Origin of the sequence: Methylobacterium sp. UNC378MF (assembly GCF_900103195.1) — a bacterium.
Classification (GTDB): Bacteria; Pseudomonadota; Alphaproteobacteria; order Rhizobiales; family Beijerinckiaceae; genus Methylobacterium.
Genome location: NZ_FMWU01000021.1, coordinates 100,149 through 125,029 on the forward strand (window position 1 = coordinate 100,149; position 24,881 = coordinate 125,029).

Annotated in this window: 23 protein-coding genes and 1 tRNA gene; 11 read left to right on the plus strand and 13 right to left on the minus strand. The window is 68.3% G+C overall.

What is annotated here, in order from left to right; genetic code table 11:
- Positions 1–702 (minus strand): nucleotide-binding protein, encoded by a 702-nt coding sequence (locus BLT59_RS21390; protein ID WP_091785114.1) that lies wholly within the window; start codon positions 700–702, stop codon positions 1–3.
- 286 nt (positions 703–988) lie between these two features.
- Here BLT59_RS21390 and BLT59_RS21395 point away from each other — a divergent pair, with 286 nt between their 5' ends.
- From BLT59_RS21395 to BLT59_RS21405, 3 genes are all read left to right on the plus strand, one after another.
- Positions 989–2,149, plus strand: a complete 1,161-nt coding sequence (locus BLT59_RS21395) for an SMP-30/gluconolactonase/LRE family protein (protein ID WP_091785117.1) — start codon at positions 989–991, stop codon at positions 2,147–2,149.
- Positions 2,150–2,155: 6 nt separating this feature from the next.
- On the plus strand, positions 2,156–2,599 hold the full coding sequence (locus tag BLT59_RS21400) for an MEKHLA domain-containing protein (protein WP_091785120.1): 444 nt from the start codon (positions 2,156–2,158) through the stop codon (positions 2,597–2,599).
- Between the two features lie 345 nt (positions 2,600–2,944).
- On the plus strand, positions 2,945–4,606 hold the full coding sequence (locus tag BLT59_RS21405) for a methyl-accepting chemotaxis protein (protein WP_091785123.1): 1,662 nt from the start codon (positions 2,945–2,947) through the stop codon (positions 4,604–4,606).
- Between the two features lie 86 nt (positions 4,607–4,692).
- Here the strand turns inward: BLT59_RS21405 and BLT59_RS21410 are convergent, their stop codons facing one another.
- From BLT59_RS21410 to BLT59_RS21445, 8 genes are all read right to left on the minus strand, one after another.
- Entirely contained in the window at positions 4,693–5,673 is a 981-nt protein-coding gene (locus BLT59_RS21410; protein WP_091785126.1) for an ABC transporter ATP-binding protein, read from the minus strand.
- Positions 5,670–6,650, minus strand: coding sequence for an ABC transporter ATP-binding protein (locus BLT59_RS21415; protein ID WP_091785129.1), 981 nt, complete (start codon positions 6,648–6,650; stop codon positions 5,670–5,672). The genes BLT59_RS21410 and BLT59_RS21415 overlap by 4 nt, the downstream gene beginning before the upstream one ends.
- On the minus strand, positions 6,647–7,618 hold the full coding sequence (locus BLT59_RS21420) for an ABC transporter permease (protein ID WP_091785132.1): 972 nt from the start codon (positions 7,616–7,618) through the stop codon (positions 6,647–6,649). Before BLT59_RS21420 ends, BLT59_RS21415 begins: the two co-directional genes overlap by 4 nt.
- A 178-nt stretch (positions 7,619–7,796) precedes the next feature.
- Positions 7,797–8,777: an ABC transporter permease gene (locus tag BLT59_RS21425; protein ID WP_091785135.1), complete on the minus strand. Its 981-nt coding sequence runs from the start codon at positions 8,775–8,777 to the stop codon at positions 7,797–7,799.
- Positions 8,778–8,786: 9 nt separating this feature from the next.
- Complete coding sequence (locus BLT59_RS21430; protein ID WP_348272295.1) at positions 8,787–10,382, minus strand: ABC transporter substrate-binding protein; 1,596 nt, start codon at positions 10,380–10,382, stop codon at positions 8,787–8,789.
- A gap of 453 nt (positions 10,383–10,835) precedes the next feature.
- A complete protein-coding gene (locus tag BLT59_RS21435) occupies positions 10,836–13,991 on the minus strand; it encodes a multidrug efflux RND transporter permease subunit (protein ID WP_091785140.1) in 3,156 nt (1,051 codons plus the stop codon).
- A gap of 18 nt (positions 13,992–14,009) precedes the next feature.
- Positions 14,010–15,305, minus strand: a complete 1,296-nt coding sequence (locus BLT59_RS21440) for an efflux RND transporter periplasmic adaptor subunit (protein WP_091785143.1) — start codon at positions 15,303–15,305, stop codon at positions 14,010–14,012.
- Between the two features lie 154 nt (positions 15,306–15,459).
- Positions 15,460–15,873 carry a hypothetical protein gene (locus BLT59_RS21445; protein ID WP_091785147.1) on the minus strand — a complete coding sequence of 138 codons (414 nt, stop codon included), beginning with the start codon at positions 15,871–15,873 and terminating at the stop codon, positions 15,460–15,462.
- Positions 15,874–16,081: 208 nt separating this feature from the next.
- Between BLT59_RS21445 and BLT59_RS21450 the strand changes: the two genes are divergently transcribed.
- Positions 16,082–16,645: a L,D-transpeptidase gene (locus BLT59_RS21450; RefSeq protein ID WP_091785219.1), complete on the plus strand. Its 564-nt coding sequence runs from the start codon at positions 16,082–16,084 to the stop codon at positions 16,643–16,645.
- Positions 16,646–16,701: 56 nt separating this feature from the next.
- Here BLT59_RS21450 and BLT59_RS21455 read toward each other — a convergent pair whose 3' ends face one another.
- The gene (locus BLT59_RS21455) at positions 16,702–17,316 is read right to left on the minus strand and encodes an FMN-dependent NADH-azoreductase (protein ID WP_091785152.1); all 615 of its coding nucleotides are present in this window, start codon (positions 17,314–17,316) and stop codon (positions 16,702–16,704) included.
- An 88-nt stretch (positions 17,317–17,404) separates the two neighbouring features.
- Here BLT59_RS21455 and BLT59_RS21460 point away from each other — a divergent pair, with 88 nt between their 5' ends.
- The 3 genes from BLT59_RS21460 (at position 17,405) to BLT59_RS21470 (ending at position 19,171) form a co-directional block, all read left to right on the plus strand.
- Positions 17,405–17,782: a winged helix-turn-helix transcriptional regulator gene (locus BLT59_RS21460; protein WP_091785155.1), complete on the plus strand. Its 378-nt coding sequence runs from the start codon at positions 17,405–17,407 to the stop codon at positions 17,780–17,782.
- 104 nt (positions 17,783–17,886) lie between these two features.
- The gene (locus BLT59_RS21465) at positions 17,887–18,435 is read left to right on the plus strand and encodes a formaldehyde-activating enzyme (RefSeq protein WP_091785158.1); all 549 of its coding nucleotides are present in this window, start codon (positions 17,887–17,889) and stop codon (positions 18,433–18,435) included.
- 103 nt (positions 18,436–18,538) lie between these two features.
- Complete coding sequence (locus BLT59_RS21470; RefSeq protein WP_091785161.1) at positions 18,539–19,171, plus strand: outer membrane protein; 633 nt, start codon at positions 18,539–18,541, stop codon at positions 19,169–19,171.
- A 22-nt stretch (positions 19,172–19,193) separates the two neighbouring features.
- Here BLT59_RS21470 and BLT59_RS21475 read toward each other — a convergent pair whose 3' ends face one another.
- Positions 19,194–20,237 carry a MaoC family dehydratase gene (locus BLT59_RS21475; protein WP_091785164.1) on the minus strand — a complete coding sequence of 348 codons (1,044 nt, stop codon included), beginning with the start codon at positions 20,235–20,237 and terminating at the stop codon, positions 19,194–19,196.
- Between the two features lie 12 nt (positions 20,238–20,249).
- Positions 20,250–20,552 (minus strand): YggT family protein, encoded by a 303-nt coding sequence (locus BLT59_RS21480; RefSeq protein ID WP_010684838.1) that lies wholly within the window; start codon positions 20,550–20,552, stop codon positions 20,250–20,252.
- A gap of 122 nt (positions 20,553–20,674) precedes the next feature.
- Here BLT59_RS21480 and BLT59_RS21485 point away from each other — a divergent pair.
- From BLT59_RS21485 to BLT59_RS21500, 4 genes are all read left to right on the plus strand, one after another.
- A tRNA-Ala gene (locus BLT59_RS21485) sits at positions 20,675–20,750 on the plus strand.
- Between the two features lie 101 nt (positions 20,751–20,851).
- Positions 20,852–22,579 carry a site-specific integrase gene (locus BLT59_RS21490; RefSeq protein ID WP_091785167.1) on the plus strand — a complete coding sequence of 576 codons (1,728 nt, stop codon included), beginning with the start codon at positions 20,852–20,854 and terminating at the stop codon, positions 22,577–22,579.
- A 55-nt stretch (positions 22,580–22,634) separates the two neighbouring features.
- Positions 22,635–23,654, plus strand: a complete 1,020-nt coding sequence (locus BLT59_RS21495; RefSeq protein WP_139174093.1) for a hypothetical protein — start codon at positions 22,635–22,637, stop codon at positions 23,652–23,654.
- A 376-nt stretch (positions 23,655–24,030) separates the two neighbouring features.
- Positions 24,031–24,552 carry a hypothetical protein gene (locus BLT59_RS21500; RefSeq protein WP_091785172.1) on the plus strand — a complete coding sequence of 174 codons (522 nt, stop codon included), beginning with the start codon at positions 24,031–24,033 and terminating at the stop codon, positions 24,550–24,552.
- Position 24,553: 1 nt separating this feature from the next.
- On the opposite strand, the gene BLT59_RS21505 is transcribed toward BLT59_RS21500, so the two are convergent.
- Positions 24,554–24,881 (minus strand): transposase (locus tag BLT59_RS21505; protein ID WP_175544025.1); only part of this gene is annotated, 328 nt, incomplete at its 5' end.

The window sequence follows — 24,881 nt, forward strand, 5'->3', positions numbered from 1 at the left end:
TCAGCGGGTGGGGGCCGCCCGCATCTTCCCGTCGATCCAGGCCCAGAGGGCCCGGACTTCCTCGGCAGCTTGGCTGCCGGGGGCGAATTCGGTGACGCCCAGGCCGGTTGCCAGGGCGTCCTGGTGGTCGACCCGGTGGATGATGCCGGGCTCGGCCAGGACGCCCAGGGCCCGCAACTGCGCCGCGTAGGCGCTGGTGCGCGGCGAGGGCGGCGGTGGGCATTGGTTCAGCACCAGGGCCAGCCGCTCCCGCAGGCCGAGGCCGACGAGGGCCTGGAGCGTCGGCCGGGCAGCCACGATGTCGAGCCGGGAGGGGCGGACCGGCATCAGGACGAAATCGGCATCCTTCAGGGCGGGCGCGAAGCCGGACGCGCTGCCGGCGGTGTCGAGGACGGCGAGCGTCGTGCCCTGATCGGCGAGGATGCCGAGGATCTCCGAGAGCTGGCCCATCTCCCAGGGCTGGACCCGGTCGACCGCCACCGATTCGCTGGTTCGCAGGGCGCCCCAGCCGGCCAGGGAGCCCTGCGGGTCGAGATCGAGCGCCGTCACGTGCTCGCCGGCCTCCGCGGCGGCGACCGCCAGGGAGGCCGCCAGGGTGGTCTTGCCCGTCCCGCCCTTCTGCACCGCCAGGGCGAGGACCCGCAGCGGCCCGGCGCTCCGAGGCGCGGTCTCCGGCACCGTTTCGGATCCTTCGGGATCCATGCGTGTCTCACCTCTCCATAGCGCGAGCCCGGGGAGCGGCCCGTGCGGCGCCGAATCGAAGCCCTGCACGACCGTGCTTAGCGTGATGCCGCGGGCCGGGGCCAGCGTTGCGCGCCCAGGCCTGTGGACCGCCCATGGGCGGCTTCCGATCGACGGACGCGCCGGATACGGGCCGCGACCCCGCAATGCGGGATCGTGCGTCGGACCTGCGCGTTGGGCCGGCATCCCCACAGGTTGAGCGGCGCGCCCAGGCTCGCGCCCCGACGATCGCCGCGACAGGATCCCCATGCGCCTCGACCGCCGCCGCCTGCTCGGGACGGGTCTCTTGGCCCTCACCGCCCCCGCGGCGCGCGCCGCGACGCTGCCGCCCCCGACGAGCCGTCCGGTGGGGACGCTGGAACTGGCGATCGCCGCGGACGCGCCCTCGACCCCCACGGGCCTCGCCATCGCCCGGGGCGGGCGGATCTTCGTGATGATGCCGCGCTTCACCGGCGCGGAGCCGATCACCCTCGGCGAGGTGCTGCCCGACGGATCGGTGAAGCCCTACCCGGACGCGACGACCAACCGCCCGGATCCGCGGGCGCCGCAGACATCGCTGTTCCACGTCCCCAACGGCGTCTTCGACCGCGACGACACCCTCTGGGTGCTGGATGCCGGGCTGCCGGAGGGCAAGGGCCGGCCGGTGCCGGGCGGCGCCAAGATCCTGGCGATCGATATCGGCCGGAACAGCATCCGCCGGACGATCCCCCTGGATGCGGGCGTGGTGCCGGATTCCTCGCTGAACGACCTGCGGGTCGACGTGCGTGACGGGCGGGCGCTGGCCTACGTCACCGACCAGGGCCAGGCCGGCGCGGGCGCGATCCTGGCGGTCGACCTCGACACCGGGCAGGTGGTGCGGCGCCTCGCGGACCATGCGAGCACGCGGTCGGAGGAGGGCTTGGTCAAGTTCGTGGAGCGGCGCCCCGTAATGGAGCGGAAGGGCGACGCGCCGGAGAAGAGCCCCAAGGGCGGCGCCAACGGCATTGCGATCAGCCCGGACGGCAGCCGCCTGTACTACGCGCCGCTGATGAGCCGGCGCCTCTACGCGGTCGAGACCGCGATCCTGCGCGACCCGAACGTCGCGGACGCGGCCGTGGCGGCCGCGGTCCGGGACCTCGGCGAGAAGGGCATGACCGGCGGGCTGACCACCGATTCCAGGGACCGGATCTACCTCAGCCTGCAGGAGCACAACGCGGTCGGCCGGCGCCTGCCCGATGGCACCGTGGAGGTGCTGGCGGCGGATGATCGACTGGTCTGGGCCGACACCTTCTGGATCACTCCGGACCGATGGCTCTATATCTCGGCCGCCCAGGTCAACCGGCGGCCGGAATTCAACCGCGGCCGGGACCTGCAGCAGCCGCCCTACGCGATCCTGCGCATGCGCATCGACGCCGACCCAGTCCTGTAGCGGATCATGACGGATCTCTCGCACGACCCGGACTTCTTCGCCCTGCTCACCGGCAGCTACGCGCGGCGGCTCGGCGAAGCGCTGGTGCCGGCCGCTGCGGATGCGGACTGGCTCTACGCACAGGCCCCCTTCGCAGTTCTCGCCCATGACGGCGGCGCGGATCCGCGCTTCGTCTACGCCAACCGGACCGCCCAGGTCTGCTTCGGCTACACCTGGGACGAACTCATCGGCCTGCCCTCGCGGCTCTCGGCCGAGGCGCCCGAGCGGGCCGAGCGACAGCGGCTCCTCGACGCAGTCACCCGGGACGGATTCAGCCGCGGCTATCGCGGCCTGCGGATCGCCAAGGACGGACGGCGGTTCTGGATCGATCAGGCCGTAATCTGGCAGCTCGACCGGCACGGCACGACGGTGGGACAGGCCGCGACCTTCTCGGAGTGGCGCGACGCGTGAGCGATCAATCCCTCGGGTGGGGGCGGGTGACACGTACCGCCGTCCGCCCCCGCACCTCCGCGATCACGGACCATGACGGGCTCCGCGACCGAGATCGCTGCAGGACATCACTCGCCTGCGGTTGATGTTCTTGCAAACAAACCACTTGAGGTAGAATGAGGAGATCTGGTCGACGCCGCGATCACATAAGCTCGACATTTGACGCCGATATCGAAATTCGCTGCCATGTTCGACTGAACTTTAATCATCATGGCTCATTTCTGGGCGAAGTCCGACCTATCCGCATGGGCGCCGTCGGCGCTTGCGGGTTCGGAAGCCACCGCCCCGAGAGGCCACTCGACCACGATGACCATCAAACTGAGGCTGCTCGCACTCCTGGCCGTCATGGGCCTGCTCCTGCTCGGCTGCGCGACCATGGGCAACCTCGCGCTTCATTGGAGCCATCAGAGCTTCAAGACCGTGTTCGACGACCGCGTGATCTGTCTCCGGCAGTTCAGCATCATCCGCGACGCCTATGACGACCTGACCGACGTCTCGCGCCTGCTGCGCAGCAAGCAGATCGAACCGGTTCAGGCCAAGGAGAAGATCGAGCGGGATCTGTCGAACCTGCACGCGGAATTTTCGGCCTATCTGGCGACCTACCTGACCCCGGAAGAAGAAATCCTTGCCCAGGACCTGAAGGGGCGGGTCGACCGGAATGACGCGATCGCCGCCGAGATCCTCAAGCGTCTCGCCGCCGGTGCCGCTTCGGATTTCGAGACGCCGTATGCGGATCTGCTGAAGAACATGCAGGCCACAACCGCGACGCTGAGCAAGCTGACCACGTTGCAGGTCCGTGAAGCCGAGACGGAATTCCATCGCTCCGAGACGACCGCGGGCTGGTCGCGCCTCGCGCTGCTGGCCGCTCTCGTCCTCGCGGCACTCAGCATCGCCTACGGCGTCTACACGATCGTCGTGCAGGTCATCCGGCCGCTGGCCGGGATGACGGCGACGATGACCCGCCTCGCCACCGGCGAGCTCGAGGCGCCCGTCACGGGCGCGGCGCGCGCGGACGAGATCGGCGGGATGGCCCGGGCCGTCCAGGTCTTCAAGGCGGCGATGATCGCCAAGCGGGACGCGGATGCCGCAGCCGCGACCGAGAATGCCGCGAAGATGCGGCGTGCCCAGGTGCTGGACGATGCGACGCGCGCCTTCCAGATTCAGGTTACGCAGCTCACGCACAGCCTGTCCTCGGCGGCCACCGAGATGGAGGCGACCGCCCAGACGATGAGCCGCACGGCCGATCAGACGGCGGGGCAGTCCATGAGCGTCGCCTCGGCCGCCGAGCAGACCTCCGCCAACGTCCAGACCGTGGCGGCGGCGAGCGAGGAGATGGCGGCCTCCATCGGCGAGATCGCCCAGCAGGTCGCCCGCTCCACCGCGATGGCCGAGCGGGCCGCCGCGGATGCCGCCCAGTCGAGCACGATCGTGCGCGGGCTGGCCGAGGGCGCCGAGAAGATCGGCGCGGTGGTCGGCCTGATTTCCGGGATCGCCGCGCAGACGAACCTGCTGGCCCTCAACGCCACGATCGAGGCCGCTCGCGCGGGCGAGGCGGGGCGCGGCTTTGCCGTCGTCGCCGGCGAGGTCAAGGAACTGGCCTCGCAGACGGCGCGCGCGACGGAAACCATCGCCGCTCAGGTCACCGCCATCCAGGGCGAGACACGCGAGGCCGTCGCGGCCATCCAGTCGATCGGCGCGACCATCACCGAACTGCGCGAGATCGCCGTCAGCGTCGCCGCCGCCATGGAGGAACAGGGTGCGGCGACCCAGGAGATCGTCCGCAACGTCACGCAGGCTGCCCAGGGCACCCAATCGGTCACCGTCAGCATCGGCGGCGTCACGCAGGCCGCCAGCGAGACCGGTGCCGCCTCGTCGCAGGTGCTCACCGCCGCCTCCGAGCTGTCGCGCCAGTCGGAGCAGCTCGGTGCCGAGGTGTCCGGCTTCCTCGCCACGGTCCGGGCGGCCTGAGGTCCCTCCGGGAGACCGGGGGCGGACCGCCCGTCCCCGTCAGGCGGGATCGCCGCGCCCGGAGGATTGTCCGGGTGCAGGCCTGGTCAGGCTCGCCCCTCCTCGACGGCATGGCAGGCGACGCCGTCGAGGAGCGCCGGCACCTCGGTCCGGCACCGGTCGTTGGCCAGCGGACAGCGCGGATTGAAGGTGCAGCCGGGTGGCGGGTCGATCGGGTTCGGGATCTCGCCGGAGACCGGCACCCGGGCGCGGCCGACATGGGCGAGGTCGGGCACCGCGTCGAGGAGCATCCGCGTGTAGGGATGGCGGGGTGCGGCGAACAGGTCCCGCGCGGACGCGACCTCCACGAGGCGGCCGAGATACATCACCCCCACCCGGGTCGCCATGTGGCGGACCACGGCGAGGTTGTGGGAGATGAACAGGTAGGTCAGCCCGAGCCGGTCCTGCAGGTCGCGCATCAGGTTGAGGATCTGCGCCTGCACCGAGACGTCCAGCGCCGAGGTCGGCTCGTCACCGACCAGGAACTCGGCCTGGCTCGCCAGCGCCCGGGCGATCGCCACCCGCTGGCGCTGCCCGCCGGAGAATTCGTGCGGGTACTTTTTGGCGTCATCTGCGTGAAGGCCGACCAAGCCGAGCAGCTCGGCCACCCGGGCGCGGATCGCCGCCTCCCCCTGGATCAGGTTGAAGGCCCGGATCGGCTCGGCGATGATCTTGCCCACCCGCCAGCGCGGGTTCATCGAGGCGTAAGGGTCCTGGAAGATCATCTGGATGCGCGCCCGCAGGCGGCGGCGTGCCGCGGCCTGGCGCGGATCGGTCATCGAGACGCCGGTGATCGTCACCTCGCCGGCCGAGGGCGGCAGCAGGCCGACCACCATCCGGGCCACGGTCGATTTGCCGGAGCCGGATTCGCCGACGATCGCGAAGGTTTCGCCCTTCTCGATCGTGAAGCCGACCCGATCCACCGCCGTGAGGAATTTGCGCGGCTCGCGCTCGATCACCCGGTTGAGCCAGGGTTTCGACACGTCGAACCGGCGGCGCAGGTCGGTGACTTCGACGTAGGCGCTCACGCTGCGCGCTCCGCTGCATCGTACAGGTGACAGGCGACCCGGCTCGCGTCGACTGGGATCGGCTCCGGCCGCTCGACGCGGCATCGTGAAAAAACCTTCGGGCAGCGCGGGTTGAAGGCGCAGCCCTTCGGGATGGCGGTGAGCCGCGGCATCGAGCCGGGGATCTGGCTGAGCCGGTCGGCCTCCTGCGACAGGGTCGGGATCGCCCCCATCAGGCCGACCGCGTAGGGGTGGTGCGGCTTGGCGATCACCGAGGCGACCGGGCCGATCTCGGCCACCCGCCCGGCATACATCACCGCGACCCGGTCGGCGGCCTCGGCGATCACGCCCATGTCGTGGGTCACCAGCATCACTGCGGTACCGTGCTCGCGGCACAGGCGCTTCAGCAGCGTGATGATCTGGGCCTGGACCGAGACGTCGAGCGCCGTGGTCGGCTCGTCCGCGATGATCAGCTCGGGCTCGGCGGCGAGCGCGAGCGCGATCACCACCCGCTGGCGCATGCCGCCGGAGAATTCGTGCGGGTAGCCGTCGATGCGCCGCTCCGGCGCCGGGATGCCGACCTCGGCCAAGAGGTCGATGGCGCGGCTGCGGGCGGCCCGGCCCGACAGGTCGGTGTGGGTCCGCAGGGTCTCGACGATCTGGTCGCCGACCCGGAACAGCGGGTCGAGCGAGGTCAGCGGATCCTGGAAGATCATGCCGATGCGCCGGCCCCGCACCCGCCGCATCGCCTCGGGGGAGAGATTGTCGATGCGCTCGCCGCGCAGGCGGATCTCGCCGCCGGCGATCCGGCCGGGGCGGTCGATCAGCCCGATCACCGCCGAGCCGGTGACCGACTTGCCGGCCCCGGATTCGCCGACGACGCCCAGGATCTCGCCGCGGCCGATGTCGAACGAGACCCGGTCGATGGCGGTGAGCGGCCCGCGGCGGGTGTCGAAGGCGACCGTGAGGTCGCGCACGGAGAGGATGGTCTCGCTCATTGCAGCTTCGGATTGAGCGCGTCGCGCAGCCAATCCCCCAGGAGGTTGATGGCGATCACGAGGCCGGCGAGCGCCAGCCCGGGGAAGGCGACGATCCACCACTCGCCGGAGAACAGGAAGCGGTTGCCGGTGCGGATCAAAGTGCCCAGCGACGGCATGGTCTCGGGCAGGCCGGTGCCGAGGAACGACAGGGTCGCCTCGGTGATGATCGCGAGCGCCAAGTTGATCGTCGCGATGACGAAGACCGGGCCGGTGACGTTCGGCAGGACGTGGCGGACCAGGATCACCGGCGGCGACAGGCCGATCAGCCGCGCCGCCTGCACGTAATCCTTGCCCTTCTCGACCATCACGGAGGAGCGCACGGTCCGGGCGTACTGCACCCAGAAGGACAGGCCGATCGACACCACGATCAGCCCGATCAGCGGCCCGACGTCGAGCGCGCTGCCGAAGCTCGCCTTGGCGACGCCGTCCACCACCAGGGCGATCAGGATCGCCGGGAAGGTGAGCTGCACGTCGGCGACCCGCATGATCAGCGTGTCGACGGCCCCGCCCGCGTAGCCGGCGATCAGGCCGAGCGCGATGCCGAGGATGCCGGAGGTCACCACCCCGAGCACGCCGACGATCAGCGACAGGCGCAGGCCGTACAGCACCGCCGAGAGCACGTCCCGGCCCTGGTCGTCGGTGCCGAGATAGTAGGGCGCCTGTCCGTCCGCCTGCCAGATCGGCGGCAGGTTGGAGTTGATCAGGTCGAGCTGGGCCGGGTCGTACGGGTTCTGCGGGGCGACCAGGGGGGCCGCGAAGGCGAGTGCGACCATCAGAACCGTGGCGATCAGCGCCGCCACAGCGGTTTTCGAGCGCAGAAAGTTCGCCAGCAGGTCGGAATCCCGCCAGCGCGCGAGCCGCGAGGGCTTCGCCTCCGGCAGCGGCACCGGCGGGGCATCGCCCGCGTCGAGATCGTATCCGCTCATCGGCCGCCCCTCACGCCCTGTCCGGTTGAAGGCTTTGGGGCGGTAGCGGCCGTCCTTGCGCGCGAAGCGAAGCAATCCAGGAGCGCCACGCCGACCGAACGCGCGCTGCCCTGGGTCGCTTCGCCATGCTCGCGATGACGGCGGAGGGGCAGGCAAGCGGAGCAGGTCATGTCCGGTCTCATGCCGCGCGCCCGGTCGAGAGCCGCAGGCGCGGATCGACCACCGTGTAGAGGATGTCGACCACGAGATTGATGGTCACGAAGATCAGCGCGACGAGCAGCAGGTACGCGGACATGATCGGGATATCGACGTTCTGCACGGCCTGGACGAAGAGCAGGCCCATGCCGGGCCACTGGAACACCGTCTCGGTGATGATCGAGAAGGCGATGACCGAGCCGAGCTGCAGCCCCGCGATGGTGATCACCGGCACGAGGGTGTTCTTCAGGGCGTGGCGCAGGTGGACGGCCCGGGTGGTGAGCCCCCGCGCCCGGGCGAAGCGGATGTAGTCGGTGCGCAGCACCTCCAGCATCTCGGCGCGCACGAGCCGCATGATCAGCGTCATCTGGAACAGGCCCAGCGTCACCGACGGCAGGATCAGCGCCTTGAGCCCGGAGGCGGTGAGGAAGCCGGTGGTCCACCAGCCGAGCCGCACCGTGTCGCCGCGCCCGTAGGAGGGCAGCCAGCCCAGCGTCACCGAGAACAGGTAGATCAGCAGGATGCCGATCAGGAAGGTCGGCAGGCTGATCCCGATCAGAGAGACCGCCTGGAACAGGCCGGCGATCCAGGAATCCCGCCGAAGCGCGCAGTACACGCCCATCAGGATCCCCACCACCAGGGCGAAGACCGTGGCGCAGAAGGCGAGTTCCAGCGTCGCCGGCATGCGCTCGGCCAAGAGCTGCGAGACCGGCTGCCGGAATTGGTACGAGATGCCGAACTGCCCCCGCACCACGCTGCCGGCGTAGCGGACGAACTGGACCAGAACCGGGTCGTCGAGGCCGAGATCCGTCCGGATCTGGGCCCGCTCGGCCGCGGTGGTGTCGGGTCCGACGATCTGGTTCACGGGATCGCCCGCGAACCGGAACATCGCGAAGGCGATGAGCCCGACGACCGCGAGGACCGCGGCCGCCTGGATCACCCGGCGCAGCAGGAAGGCGAGCACGCCCGGCCCCTACTGCGGATCCTTCGACACCCAGTAGAGCAGGAGCAGGTTATCGGCGCGCTGGGTCAGGTGGACCTTCTTGGAGACGCCCCAGGCCAAAGCCTGCTGGTGCAGCGGGATGTAGCCCCAGTCGGCGTTGAGGACATCGAAGCCCTCCTTGATCAGGGCGTCGCGCTTGGTCTTGTCGGTCTCGCCCTCGACCTTGTCGGCGATCTCATCGATCTTCGGGTCGCAGTAGCCCGCAAGGTTCCAGCCGCCGCGGCCCGACTTGTCGCCGGGCTTCCGGCAGCCGACGATCTCGTAGAGGATGTTGTGGCTGTCGAGCGAGGACGGGGTCCAGCCGAGCAGGTAGAACGAGGTGTCGTAGGCCGGCGCCAGAACCTTGGCGAAGTACTTGGCCTTCGGCTGGGCGTTGAGGTTCACCTTGACGTTGATGCGGGCCAGCATCGAGACCACCGCCTGGCAGATCGCCTCGTCGTTGACGTAGCGGTCGTTGGGGCAATCCATGGTCAGCGAGAACCCGTCCGGGTAGCCGGCCTGGGCCATCAGCTCCTTGGCCTTCTTGAGGTCGGTGGCCGGGCGCTTGAACTCGGCGCCACGGTCGTAGAGCGCCGGGGCGATCATCAGTGCGGAGGGCACCGCCTGCCCGCGCATCACGCGCTTGGCGATCGTGTCCTCGTCGATGGCGAGGTAGAAGGCCTCGCGCACCTTGATGTCCTTGAACGGGTTCTTGCCCTTGACGCTCGAATCCTTGAGCTCGTCCCGGTCCTGGTCCATGCCCAGGAAGATCGTGCGGAGTTCAGGGCCGGCCATCACGGTGGCGGTGCCGCTGGCATTGACCCGCTGCTGGTCCTGCAGCGGCACGGGGTCGATCCAGTCGACCTCGCCCGAGAGGAGCGCGGCGACGCGGGTCGCCGGGTTGGCGATGGTGGTCAGCACCGCCTCGTCGAGGTTCGACTCGACCTTGCCCCAGTAGCCGTCGAACTTCTTGAAGACGGTCTTCACGCCGGGCTGGTGCTCGGCGATCACGAACGGGCCGGTGCCGTTCTCGTGCAGGGTGGCGTAGCTCGGGCTGGTGGCGCTGGGCGGCGTCGGCTGGACGACGCCGTTCTTCTCGGACCACGCCTTCGACATGATCACCCAGGTCGGGAACTGGGCGATGGCGATGGGGTTCGGCTTCTTCAGCACCATGTCGACGGTGTAGTCGTCGACCTTCACGAACTCGGCGTCGGCCGGGACGTTGGTGGTGAAGTTCGAGCCCGGGGCGCGGACCCGCTGGGCGGAGAAGATCACGTCGTCGGCGGTGAAGGGCGAGCCGTCGTGGAACTTGACGTTCTTGCGCAGGTGGAAGCGCCAGCGGGTCGGCTCGGGCGTCTCCCAGGATTCGGCGAGCGCGGGCGCGAATTTCAGGTTCTTGTCGAGGGTGACGAGGGGCTCGTAGGCCGCCTCCTGCATCCCTTCCGTGAAGCTCTCCTTGAGGGAGTACGGATCGAGGGATTTCAGGTCACCCTGGAAGGCGAAGCGGAACACGTTGGCGGCCTGCGCGGGCAGCGCGGCGAACGCGAACGTCGCGACCGCGACCGCGGACACGCCGCGGGCGAGAATCTTCAGGGCAGAACGGGACAATCGGATCTCCGGGACCGTGAAAGTTGAGCGCAGGCCGTCCCGCCTAAGCGGTGGTTGAGGCTTAGACCGGCCACTGCGCGTCGGCAAACCGCCAGCGCGCGGCGCCCACAGCAAGGTTCGGACCAGGGGGATCGATTGATGGGCCAATCTCGGCGGTATCGAAGGCTGTTCGGACGTTTTCGGCGGAAGGATCGAACGCCAAGCGCCGTGCGCTGCCCCTGCGGAGGCCGCGATGTTCACGCATCGCTGGCCGACACGCGCTCTCCTCCCCCTTATGGGGAGGAGTTGGAGGTGGGGGTGGTTCAGTGGGCACCGTCACGCTCGATCCGGCACCACCCCCACCCCTAACCCCCTCCCCACAAGGGGGAGGGGAAAAGTGCTTTGCTTGTTCAGGGTTTAGTCTCGGCACACCGCATAGCGGCGGCAGTCCTCTCACTCCGCCGCCACCCGTGCCGGCTCGTGCCGCGTCTCCGCCGCCGCCTCGCCCTCCGCCACCGCCTTGCGCCGGAACAGACGCATCACGACGACGAAGAAGACCGGTACGAAGAACACCGCCAGCACGGTCGCGGTGATCATCCCGCCCATCACGCCCGTGCCGATCGCCTGCTGGCTCTTCGAGGCGGCGCCGGTGGCGATGGCGAGCGGCACCACGCCGAAGATGAAGGCGAGCGAGGTCATCACGATCGGCCGGAACCGGAGCGTGGCGGCCTCCACGGCCGCCCGCACCACGGAGGTGCCGGGCTTCCAGAGATCCTTGGCGAATTCGACGATCAGGATCGCGTTCTTGGCCGAGAGCCCGATGATCGTGATCAGCCCAATCTTGAAGTAGACGTCGTTGGGCATGCCGCGCAGGTACACGGCCGCCACCGCGCCGATGACGCCGAGCGGGATCACCAGCATCACCGAAACCGGGATCGCCCAGCTCTCGTAGAGCGCGGCGAGACACAGGAACACGATCAGCACCGACAGCGCCAGCAGCAGGCTCGCCTGGCTGCCCGCCTGCTTCTCCTGGTAGGACTGACCCGTCCAGGCGTAGCCGAAGCCCTTGGGCAGCTGGAGCATCAGCCGCTCCATCTCACTGATCGCGTCGCCCGACGTGTAGCCGGGGTTCGGCTCGCCGGTGAAGCGCACCGACTGGTAGCCGTTGAACCCGACGATCTGGCTCGGCCCCATGCTCCATTTCAGCTCCGCGAAGGACGACATCGGCACCATCGTGTTGGTGGCGTTCTTCACCGCGTAGTTGAGGATGTCCGACGCGTTCATGCGCTGGAGCTGCTCGGCCTGCACGTAGACGCGCTGCATCTTGCCGCGGTTGGGGAAGTCGTTCGGGTAGACCGAGCCGAGGTTGAGCTGGATCGTGGCGTTGATGTCCTCGAACTTCACGCCGAGCGCCGCCGCCTTCTCGCGGTCGATGATCAGCTCCGCCTGCGGGGTCGGCGGTAGGCCCTCGATCTTGACCTTCTGGAGGATCGGGCTCTGCGAGGCGAGCTTCAGGAGCTGCTCCTGGGCCGACAGCAGGGCCGCGTAGCCGCGGTTGGCCCGGTCCTGCAGGCGGAACGAGAAGCCCGCCGCGTTGCCGAGGTTGTCGACCGGGGGCGGCTCCTGGGCGTCCACCGTGGCGTCGCGGTAGCTGGCGAGCGCCGCGTTGGTGCCGGCGACGAGCGCGGCGGCCGAGTTCTTGGCGTCGCGCTCGCTCCAGGGCTTCAGCGTCACGAAGGCCTGGCTGGTGCTCGGGGCCTGCCCGGAGAACGAGAAGCCGTTGAGCATCGTCACCGTGGCGACGCCGGGCTGAGCCAGCAGGTGCTCCTCGACCTTGCGGACCGCCTCCTGCGTGCGGTTGTAGGAGGCGCCCGGCGGGGTCTGGATGTCGACCGTGAAGAAGCCCTGGTCCTCCACCGGGAGGAAGCCTTCCGGCAGGTTGACGAAGGCGTAGGCGGTGCCGGCCACCAGCGCGAGGTAGATCAGCATCACCCGGCCGGATTTCCGGATCAACGCCGCGGTGCCGCGGCCGTAGCGGGCGGTCTCCCGGTCGACGAACCGGTTGAACATCCCGAACACGCCGCCCTTGGCGTGGCCGTGGCCCTTGGCGATCGGCTTCAGGAAGGTCGCGCACAGCGCCGGCGTCAGCGACAGGGCGAGCAGCGCCGAGAAGGCGATGGAGGTCACCATCGCGATCGAGAACTGCCGGTAGATGATGCCCACCGAGCCGGGGAAGAACGCCATCGGGATGAACACGGCGATCAGCACCAGGGTGATGCCGATGATCGCCCCGGTAATCTGCCCCATGGCCTTCTTGGTGGCCTCCTTCGGCGGCAGCCCCTCCTCGTTCATGATCCGCTCGACGTTCTCCACCACCACGATGGCGTCGTCGACCAGGATGCCGATGGCCAGCACCATGCCGAACATGGTGAGCACGTTCACCGAGAAGCCCGAGATCCACATCACCGTGACCGTGCCCATGAGGGCGATCGGCACCACGATGGTGGGGATCAGGGTGTAGCGGATGTTCTGCAGGAACAGGAACATCACGAGGAAGACCAGCACCACCGCCTCGACGAGCGTGTGCAGCACCTTCTCGATGGAGGCCTCCACCGCCGGGGTGATGTCGTACGGGATGTCCCATTTCAGGTCCGGCGGGAAGAACTGGGACAGTTCCACCATCTTGGCGCGGATCGCCTTGGCGGTCTCCAGCGCGTTGCCGTCGGGGGCGAGCGTCACCGAGATGCCGGCGGCGGGGCCGCCGTTGAGGCGCGTCGAGAACTGGTAGGCGTCGCCGCCGAGCTCGATCCGGGCGACGTCGCGCAGGCGCACGTTCGAGCCGTCGGGATTGGCACGCAGCACGATGGCGCCGAACTCCTCGATCGTGCCGAGCTGGCCCTTCACGATGATCGGCACGGTGAGCGCCTGCCGGGTCGGGCTCGGCTGCGCGCCGACCGAGCCGGAGGCGACCTGGACGTTCTGGTTGCGGATCGCGTCGGTCACGTCCGAGGCGCTGAGCGACAGGCCGCGCAGCTTGTCGGGATCGACCCAGACCCGCAGCGACCGCTCGGTGGAGTAGAGCGTCGCACGCCCGACCCCGGGAATGCGGCGGATCTCGTTGATGACGTTGCGGATCAGGAAGTCGCCGAGGCCCACCTCGTCCATCGACCCGTCCTTGGAGACGAGGGTGATGATGTTGAGGGTCGCGGCCGAGGCCTCCTCCACGAGGATGCCCTGCTGGCGCACCTCGGCCGGCAGGCGCGCCTCGACGCGCTTCAGCCGGTTCTGCACCTCGACCGAGGCGAGCGACGGGTCGGTGCCCGGCTGGAAGGTGGCGGTGATGTTGACCGAGCCGAACGAGTCGGTGGTCGACTCGAAGCTCATGATGTTGGCCGCACCGTTCAGCTCATCCTCGATGAGCCGGGTCGTGCCGATGTAGAGGCTCTCCACCGACGCGCCGGGATAGGCCGTCGACAGGGCGATGGAGGGCGGGGCGATCACCGGATACTGCGCCACCGGCAGGTTCGGGATGGCGAGCGCGCCGCCGAGGCAGATGAACAGCGCCACCACCCAGGCGAAGACCGGGCGGTCGATGAAGAAGCGGGCCATGGTCGGGCTCTCCCGGGCTCAGCGGCGATGCTGGACGGCGGCGGCCCGCGGCGCGGCCTCCGCCTTGTCGCCGGAACCCTGATCGCCTGCCGCGTCGGGGGCCTCGTCGGCATCGTGCTTCGGACCGGTCTCGCCATGGACCGGACTCTGGTCGAGGGGCTTCACCTTGGCGCCCACGGTGATCTTCTGGAAGCCGTCGACCACGACGCGCTCGCCGGCCTTGAGGCCCGAGCGGATCAGCCAGTTCTGCCCGACCACCGGGCCGACCTCGACGGGCTGGCGCATGACGGTCTCGTCGGCGCGCACCACCCAGACCTCGGCGCGGCCGTCGTCGGTGCGCTGGATCGCCTGCTGCGGCACCGCGATCGCGTCGGAATCGATGCCCTGCTTGATCCGCGCCCGCACGTACATGCCGGGGAACAGCTCGTCGTGCGGGTTCGGGAACTGCACCCGCAGCGTCACCTGCCCGGTGCTCGGATCGGCGGTGACGTCGGAGAACAGCAGCCGGCCGGCCAGCGGGTAGAGCGAGCCGTCGTCCATGATCAGGTGGACGTTGGCGGTGTTGTCCTCCAGGCGTGCCAGCTCGCCGCTGGCGAGGTCCCGGCGCAGGCGGTTCAGCTCGCCGACCGACTGGGTGATGTCCACGTAGATCGGGTCGAGCTGCTGGATCGTGGCGAGCGCCCCGGTGGAGCCCGGCTCGATCAGGGTGCCCTCGGTGAGCAGCGCCCGGCCGATGCGGCCGGTGATCGGCGCGCGCACGTCGGTCCAGCCGAGGTTGAGCTGCGCGCGATCGCGGGTCGCCTTGGCGCCGGCCACCTCGGCCTCGGCCTGCTTCTTGGCCGCGAAGGCCGCGTCGTACTGGGCCTGGCTCGCCGTGGCGCGGGTCAGCAGCTGCTCGAGCCGGTCGGCCTGCTGGCGGGCGAGCACCAGGGCCGCCTCCTGGCGGGCCAGCGACGCCTCGGCGCTGGCGAGCTCGACCTCGTAGGGCGCCGGGTCGATCTTGTAGAGGATGTCGCCTTCCTTGACCTGGCTGCCCTGCTCGAACAGGCGCTTGACCACGAGCCCGGACACCCGGGAGCGGACCTCGGCGATGCGCATCGGCGCGACGCGGCCCGGCAGGTCGCGCAGGTAGGGGATCGCCTGCGGCTCCACCTTGACGAAGCCGACCTCGGGCACGGGCGGCGTCGGCGCGGCGACCTGCTTCGGGTTGCAGGCCGCGAGACCGAGCAGGAGCAGGGAAGCGGGCAGGAGGGCGGTCGCCCGGGCCGAGGCGCGGAACGAGGACAGGGTTCTGGCGGACAGAGTGCGGGTCACGATTACCGACGCTCCTGAAAGCATGCGTCTGCTGAGGCTGGCGCGGAACAGGAGCCCGCGCATCGTCGAGGCAGATCTCGGGACCGGGTACGAAGCCGGTCGGGCGAAGATCAAAACAGGCGCGCTCACGCCGGCCAGAGGGCCGGGGCGCGCGTCAGGCCAAGCGTGGAGGCCGGAGCGGCGAGCCGTCCGGGGCGGACGCCGGAACGCTGTCGGACCTGTAATCGAACGATGCGGAGACGGTATGACGGGGCCGCGGCGTCTCGACGGCCGGGCGCGGCAGCCCCAATTCGGTGAGGATCTCGCAATCGGCGGCGCAGAGATCGGTGCGGCCGAAGACGGACCGCTTGGCCTCGGGCTGCGCGTCCGGCGTTCCCGACAGAACCGACAGGCGCGGGCTCGCGACGGCGCAGGCCGGCCCCTCCGCCCGCACGGCCTCGGCCCGCGTGGGCGCGGCGACCAGCGCGGCCGTCCCCAGGACGAACAGCGCCAGCACGACGAGGCCCCGGGCGAGGCGGTCCGGCAGGCCCGCGACGCGGCGGGCCAGAGAGGCGGCGGATCGGATCACGGCTCTGAGATAAGCATGGCCGTCGCCAGGCGCAATCACCCACGGCGTCGCGCCGCCGGCAGGGTGTTGCGCACAGCACACAGCCACGCCCGGAAGTGCGCAGCCTGACGGACCGGCCTCAACCTTGCCGCGAAGTCCGGGCCGGCTCGCCCGACGCGCGCAGGGCCACCGCGAAGGCCCGCGCCACGACGGACGGAGGATGGAGACCATGTCGAGACGGATCGCGCTATTCGGGCTCGCGGCCCTGCTGCTCGGGAGCGCCCCGGCGGCGGCCGCCAACCCGCTGGACAGGGGTCCGATCGCGGATTTCCTCAACATCTTCCGCAGCCAGGCGATCCCGCGCGAGACCGTGGCGTGGTCCGGCAAGGAGAAGCCCGGGACCATCGTGGTCTCGACCCGCCAGCGCCGGCTCTACTACGTGCTCGGCGGCGGCGCGGCGGTCCGCTACGGCGTGGGCGTCGGGCGGCAGGGCTTCTCGTGGTCCGGTACCAAGACCGTCACCATGAAGAAGGAATGGCCGGATTGGCGCCCGCCGCAGCAGATGCTGGCCCGCCGCCCCGACCTGCCGCGCTACATGGCCGGCGGCCAGGACAACCCGCTGGGCGCCCGCGCCCTCTATCTCGGCTCGTCGCTCTACCGCATCCACGGCTCGAACGAGCCCGAGACGATGGGCGCGGCGGTCTCCTCCGGCTGCATCCGCATGACCAACAAGGACGTGGTCGACCTCTACGACCGGGTCCGTGTCGGCACCAAGGTCGTCGTGCACGACTGACCGGGCGGATGGCGGCGTTCGTGCCGCCGCCATCGCCCCTGCGCCGCCGAGCGGCCTCAGGCGGCGAGCTGCCCGACGGCGTCGCGCGCCGAGGCCAGGGCCTGCGCCTTGTTGGGCTCGCCGGCCGCCAGCCCCTCGGCCAGCACCAGCTCGGGCACGATGCCCATGAAGCCGAACACCGTGCGCAGGTAGTGTTCGGCGTGCTCCGCCGAGACGGACGCCGTGCCGGGCCCGTAGAAGCCGCCGCGGGCGAGCGCCAGGATCACGCGCTTGCCGCCCATCAGCCCCTCCGGCCCGGCGGCGCCGTAGCGGAAGGTCGTGCCCGGCACGAGCAGGCGGTCGATCCAGGCCTTGAGCTGCGACGGGATCGTGAAATTGTACATCGGCACGCCGATGACGACCGTGTCGGCGGCGACGAACTCCGCCAGCATCCGGTCGCTCGCGTCCCGGACGTCCTGCCCGGCGGCGTCGAGGGTTCCGGCCATGGCCGAGACCGGGTGGGCGCCCGGCAGGGTCGCGGCGGTCAGGTGCGGCGGGTCCTCGGCGACGAGGTCCCGGTAGGTCACGGCGGCCGGCGCGTCCCCGGTGAGGCGCCGGACGATCAGCGCGGACAATTCCCGCGAGACCGAGCCGGTGCCCAGGATGCTGGCGTCGAGATGCAGGAGTTTCATAGCGTAACCCGGTTCCTCTTTGTGACCGGATCAGGATACGGTCGCGCCTCGACCGCGCAAGAACGCACAGGGTTGATACCGAGGTTACATGGATGTGACTGAGCCGGGTGCCGGGCACAGGCCCGAATGCGAGAAGGTCTCGCGCGTCCTGTCGCGCATCGGCGACAAGTGGAGCGTGCTCGTCATCATGCTCCTGCGCGAGCGCGCGCAGCGATTCAACGAACTGAAGCGCGGTATCGGCAACATCTCGCAGCGGATGCTGACGCTGACCTTGCGGAACCTGGAGCGCGACGGTCTGGTGACCCGGACCGTGACGCCCTCGATCCCGCCACGGGTCGACTATGCGCTGACGGAACTCGGCCACTCGCTGGCGGAACCGGTTCAGGCGCTGGGCGCCTGGGCCTTCCGGCACCTGGACCACATCGACGCGGCGCAGCACCGCTACGACACCCGTGCCGACGCATGAGGCATCGCGCGATGGATGCGCCCGCGTCGACAGGCGCGGCGGGCCGGTGATAGGAGCCGCGCCGTCGGGCAGAGCCGGATCGCCCGACCGCCACGAGGGACAGCATGAACGAGCGCATCATCCTGCGGGCCGGGGAGGCCCTGGTTGCGGGCGGGCCGCCCAACACCGCCTCCGAGCCCGAGGTCATCATCGGCGAACTCGACGGGCCGGTCGGCACCGCCCTGGCCACGCTGACCGGCGATCAGGTCGTCGGCCACAGCCGCGTCTTCGCCCTGCTCAACACCGACATCATGGTCCGGCCGGTCACGCTGTGCGTCTCCAAGGTCAGCGTGACCGAGAGCAAGTACACGTCGATCCTGATGGGCACGGTGCAGTTCGCCATCGCCAACGGCGTGCTCGACGCCGTGCGGGCGGGCTACATTCCCAAGCACAAGGCCAACGACCTCGGCATCATCTGCTCGGTCTGGCTCAGCCCCGGCGTCATCGAGGCCCAGCACGTCGACCACAAGGCGCTGTTCGATATCCAGCGCAAGGGCATGACCGAAGCCATCCGCAAGGCCATGACCAACGAGCCCTCGATCGACTGGCTCCTCGAGAACCAGGACAAGATCACACACAAATACTACCAGATGGGCCTCGACGGAAAAATCTGAGCCCCGTCGGCGACGGGCCGCGGGGCGGGCGCGACGCGCACGATCCCGCGGGCGGCCACGGCCAAGCCTGTCGCGGTCCAGCGCCTTCGGCTAGGATGGCGACATGAGCAGACGCGCTGATTCCCGTCCGTTCCGCCGCCTCGCGGCCGGTCTCGTGCTCGGGGCCTGCTGCCTCCCGGCAGGGCCCGCCGCCGCCCAGGCGCTGGTCTGGCCATCCATCGGCTTCGCGCCGCTGCCCTCCTTCGCCTGGCCGCAGATGCCCGAGGACGCGTATGGCCGCTGGACCGGCTCCTACGCCCGCCTCTCGACCGGCTACGCGGTCAGCACGTCCCGGCATTTCGGCAGCTATTCGGGGTCCACCATCGGGTTCGAGGGCGGCCGGATGTGGCAGGAGGGCCCGATCCTCTACGGCATCAGCGGCGGGTTCGATTACCTGGCCGGGCTCGGCGGCAACCTCACGCCGGGCTACGGGCGGCTCGCCTATACCAACGACTTCGCCGGGTCCCTGGAGGTGAAGGTCGGCACCCTCGTCGCCTCGGACGTGCTGGTCTACGCCAAGACCGGCGCCCTGGCCCTGCACCAGACGCTGCGCGTCGGGCCGACCCCGGGGTCGCTGCCGTTCACGCGCCAGGACATCGCGGTGCGACCGGTCGCTGGCGTGGGCGTCGAGTGGGCGGTCACGGACCGCCTGTCGCTCGCGGTCGAGGCGGGCGTGGTCGGCGGCGGGATCCGCTGAGGCGCGCGCCCGCCGGCACCGCCTACTTCGGCACGAACGCCCAGTAGTCGAGGTCGAGGATCACCGCCGGGTCGTAGCCGTCGCCGGCGCGGTCCGGGAAGGCGCCGCAGGGCTGGTTCTTGGTAGCGACCGTGCGCAGGCGCAGGAGCCCGACATCGTCGCGGCCGACATCGGCGGTCGCCAGCACCTCGCTCCAGGCATAGACCGTGTCGCCGGAAAACAGCGGCGCCACGTGGCGGCCGGCATTGATGCCCGCGAGGGCGAAGGCGTTGCCGAGCCCGTTGAAGCTCAGCGCCCGGGCGAGCGAGATCACGTGGCCGCCGTAGATCAGGCGCCGGCCGAAGCGGGTGTCCTTGGCGGCCAGCCCGTCGAAATGCACCTTGGCGGTGTTCTGGAACAGGCGTGTGGCGATCTGGTGCTCGGCCTCCTCGACGGTCATGCCGTCGACGTGGTCGATCTTCTCAGCCACCGCGTAATCCGCGAAGCGGTGCGGGCTGCCGGCGAGGTCGGTGTCGTAGGCGGCGGCCGAGAGCGTCGGCAGCGCGCCCGCGAGGTCCTGCGGGTCGACCACCTTGGCGAGGCTCGGCACGTGCTCCTCGGCGATGGCGGCCTCGGGGTCGCGCTTGCGCACGAGCACCCAGCGGCAATAGCTCAGCACGGTCTCGCCGCGCTCGTCGGAGCCGACCGAGCGGACATAGACCACGCCGGTCTGCCGGTTCGAGCTCTCCTTGAGGCCGATCACCTCCGACACGGTGGAGAGCGTCTCGCCCGGATAGACCGGCCGCCGGAACCCGCCCTCGGCGTAGCCGAGATTGGCCAGCGCGTTGAGGGAGACGTCCGGGACGGTCTTGCCGAACACCATGTGGAAGGTGAGCAGGTCGTCGAGCGGGCTCTTCGGGTAGCCGATCGCCCGGGCGAAGGCGTCCGACGACTGCACGGCGAAGCGCGGCCCGTAGAGGCCCGTGTAGAGCGCCACGTCGCCCACCGTCACGGTGCGCGGGGTGGCGTGGCGGATGGTCTCGCCGAGGCGGAAATCCTCGAAGAAGCGGCCGGGATTCGTCTTCACGGGCGGGCGGTCCTACTGCGCGTAAACGTAGGTGGCGGGCACGGCGTACTCGTGCAGCAGGCGGCTGATGAACAGCAGCAGCAGGATCAGGATGATCGGCGAGATGTCGACGCCGCCGAGATTGGGCAGCAGGTTGCGGATCGGCCGCAGCACCGGCTCGGTCAGCCGGTAGAGCACCTCGCCGATCTGCGCGACGATCGGATTGCGCACGTTCACCACGTTGAACGCCACCAGCCAGCTGAGAACCGCGCTTGCGATGAGGACATAGATGAAAAGCTGGACGACCGTGTCGAAGAGCCAGATCAGGGCGTTCATGCGGGTTCGCGCGCTATCCTCGGGGCGCCCGCAACCCGGCGCCGGAGCGGCGCGCGGCGGGCGACGTTGAAACAGGAATTGACAGGCTGAGCCGCCCGCGCCTACAAGGCCGGCGCCTCGACGGGGCTGTAGCTCAGATGGGAGAGCGCCGCAATCGCACTGCGGAGGTCAGGGGTTCGAATCCCCTCAGCTCCACCAGGCACCCTCTAAGGGCCTGTGGAACCTAAAGGTCCGTCGAATCAGAGCCTTAGCGCTGCCGTGTGTCACACTTCCGTGGTACACATGGGGCTGTGAGAAAGGTGGCTGATTCCCTTCATCTCGTTAATCGCGCCGGCGTCTGGTACTACCGGCGTCGGGTTCCCGAGACCGCGCGTGCAGCGGTCGGGAAAACCTTCGTTCAGTTCTCCCTCAAGACCACGAGCAAGGCCGAAGCCAAGAAGCTCCGTGAGGCGTGGGACCTGCGCTGGAGCGCGGAGTTCGATAAGGCAAGCTCAACGGTCGGTGACTACCCGGGCGTTGGATTGAACCGGCGGGCGCTCACCGAGGCCGGAGCTCTTCGGCTCGTTCGTGATTACGTGGAACGGCTAGACAAGCGGTTTCAAGATCGTCAGCTCGCGGATGGCCCAGAAAGCGAGGCGCAACGGGCCCAGATTGTCGCCGACATCGAGTACGGCGCTCAGATGCTCCGAGACCTCGACGACCCACGTGGTGCAGAGCGCGTGTTCGCGGCGGAGAAGAAGCTGACGAGCGAGACCGGTGCCGAGCCCGGCCCCGGCGGCATCACGGAGGTGGCGTTCGCAGAACTGGTCCGGCGCGGCTTGCTCGAAGTGGACTACCGCAAGCTCGCGCGCCTCGCAGACGACTACAGTCGGCGTAGCCTCGATCCGCTCTTCGACCCAGCCGCCCCGCCGCCGGTGACTTTCGCCGAGTTAGCGGACCAATTTCTCGAAGCCGTGACCGACGAGGCAGAAGCAAACGGCACAAGCCAGAAGTCGCTTGACCGCCAACGTGCCTACGTCGCCCTTATGCGGCAGCTGATCGGGGAAGACACTCTGGTCAAAGACCTGGATTACGATGCATGTCAGGAGGTTCGCCGTCTGCTGGCTCGCGTCCCGACGAATTTCACAAAGATCTACAGAGGCGCACCCCTTCGTGAAGCTATTGAGCGCGCCGATGCAGACGGTCGCGAACGCCTCGCATCGATCACGCAGGGTCAGTATCTTGCCGCGTTACGCGAGGTGCTCGACCTTGCTCTTAAAAAACGCCTCATACCGGTCAATCCGGCAGAAGGGTTGAAGCCACTCAGGCGTGACGATCTCTCTCCTGCGGAAAGGCGCCAGCCGTTCACGCCTGAACAGCTCGCGGTCTTCTTCCAGAGCGACTTTTATCGAGAAGCAGCCGCGAGCGGACCTGCGCCCTATCGCTACGATACGAAGCGAGGATGGCGTTTCTGGCTTCCCCTCCTGTGCCTCTTCACAGGGCTGCGCCCACGCGAAGTCCTTCAGATGCACGTCGATGATGTACAGCGAACGAAGGAGGGAACCTTTTATCTCGACGTCGTCGCCTCGGACGACGAGGACGACGCGCCTTTACGCAAGACTTTGAAGACCAAATCGAGCCGCCGCAGGGTTCCACTGCATCCAGCCCTCATCAGGATCGGGTTTCTCTCATTCGTGGCTGATCGTGCCGGTCTCGACCGGGGCCCCCAGATATTTCCGCTGACGACAAATAAATACGGTGATCCAGCCTCGTATCCGCTGAAACGCTTCAACGAAAAATTCCTACGCGAGGAAATGCCCAACCTCGGTCAACGCCAGCCCTTCTACAGCTTTCGCCATTCATTTCGTGACGGCTTGCGGGCCATTGGGGCCAGTCCAGACGTTCTTCAGGCTTTGGGTTGGAGTCAGGGAAGCCGAGTTGTGAGTGATCACTACGGTGCCGGACTCGACCCTGATCAGCTGTTTGAATATGTGAAAAAGCTAAGCTTTAAGGGGGTCGATTTATCCCATCTCTACGACCGCAGATAGGGCGCTTGGTGTTCCGCAAATTCGGCTAGGAGGATGTTAATGCAAAGTGTGTCGGATGCTCGACACGACATCGAGACGATGCCCTGTGCTGATAAAAATCCCCAAGCCCTCTAACAAGGCAAAAACGTCCGCAAAAACACTGCCCCCCAGCGCTGCTGGCAAAGCGCTTGAGGATGAGAGCCCGATTGAATCGATCAACCTGCTCGTCGATAAAATCGCCATCACAGCAAAGGTCCCATTCAGCGGCCTGGGGGCAATCCATGCTGCATTCGACAAAATGACCGGGGCAGGTCTGCTCAAACCTGCCGCTCCGTCGACAAGCTATGCCTTAGTGCAATTGATTGCACTGGGCAACGACGAGGCTCATATCTCCTTCGGCCCGAAGAAGCCGTACTTCCCGGACCTGAGGCTCGAGTTCAATCCGGCGAAGGCAGGCCCGGTAGGGATGAGCATCCTTCGCGAGGTCCTCAACCTGCTACTGCCGTTTGGCGGGTGGGACTGGCTGGCTAAGAAGGGGAACGTATCCCGGCTTGACGTCGCAGCGGACCTTTACGGGGCACGCATGCATCACTTCCATCTGCTGCCACAACAGGTGCTTGTCACAAGGACCTACGAGAAAGCGGGAAAGCTCAAGACCATCTATGTGGGGGGACCTAAGGGCAACCAGCTGACTGTCTATTCCAAAAGCGCGCAGATGGCAGAGAATAAGACCCCCCTTCCCGGACCCGTCGTGCGTATCGAGAGGCGTCTCAAGAAGCTCGGCCTGTCCCCGTCTCAGCTTATTGAGTTGGAGAACCCCTTCTTCAAATTCAGCATCGTCGCGACGCCACCTGGGCCGCCTCCGGGGGAAGACACTCCGCAGAAGAGATACATATGGTCCCTCTTCCTCGACAGTGTCGCTAGACGGACGCTCGGGCCTGCGTTGAAGCTCCTGACCCCGTCGAAGATGACTGTGTACCGGAAACACTTCAAAGGGTACGAACAGCCCTGGTGGGACTCCGAGCATGTGTGGGCTCAATGGCCGGAGACCCTCAAGAAGATGCGGCTGGTGTCCACCAAAGATTGGCCCGCTTGAAGGACCCGATATCCCGAAGCACACGGCGTAGCAGTCGTCGATCGGTGGGCCGAATTGATCTGCCATCAGGGCTACATGCATTCCGTCGCCTCAGGACATGTTCCGCGGGACAAAACGATCCCGAGGACAGACGCGACGACAAAACGCCCCTCTTGAATCAATCCCGGTCTGAACCGGGGTATCAGAGTTTCTGCTAACCCAGACGGAATTTCGAAACCAGATCGAATTCGGGCAGCAAAACAAGCTGCTTCGTTGGCCGATTTCCGGCGAAAATTTCTGCCGGACACCCCGAAAAATCCTTTCCTCAAGCCCGGCTCTGTCTACGATACTTCCTGGGACACATGCCTTTTGCTCTCCCCCGCACAAGGAGGAGACCATGAACAAGGATGTGATCCTGCAACAGGCCCGCGAGCAGCTTGCGGAAGTGGTGCGGGGGCCCCACACCGAGACCCCGGTTGAACCCCCGTTCCCGATGTCCCCCTGGCTCGCAATGAGCCTGCTACAAAAAGCCATCAGGAGAGGACGCACGGACCTCGCCCTAATAGCCGCCGCAACCCTCCTGCGGGATGCACCAGACCGCCTCTGGCGGCGCATCGGCATCGTCGCGTTCGAGGATATCGGCGTCGCCGATCTGGAGACACTCCAGCTCGCGATGGCGGCCACCTCGAGCAAAGCATTCCGGGCAAAGCTCGGAGGCGAGTGGGCCGTTGCCTGCTCAATCGTCGCCCAGATGTCGATGGCGGCAAAATGCCGGGCGGCTGATGACTTGGTTATGGCAGTCCAGCATCACCCAAGTCTGCGCGAGGCCCGGCAGGTATTGGCCGAGCTTCCTACGCGAGACCTCATCGCAATCGCGATGGGCCGAGACCACCTACCGCTGCGAGCACTAGTGCACTGACTCAGACGGATGGTTCAGGGGATCGGCTGACGGCGGCGAGGATGTCGGTGGCGGGTTTGGTCCAGACGAAGGGTTTGGCGCTCCGGTTGTGCTCGGCGATGTAGCGTTTGATGGCTGCCTGCAGGTCGACGACGCCGGTGAAGGAGCCTCGCCGCAGCCGACGACGGGTCAGCGCTGAGAAGAAGCCCTCGACCGCGTTGAGCCACGAGGCCGAGGTCGGAGTGAAGTGGAACGTCCAGCGCGGGTGCCGGGCGAGCCAGGCGCGCACCTTCGGATGTTTGTGGGTGGCGACGTTGTCGAGGATCGCGTGGATCGCCTTGCCGGGCGGG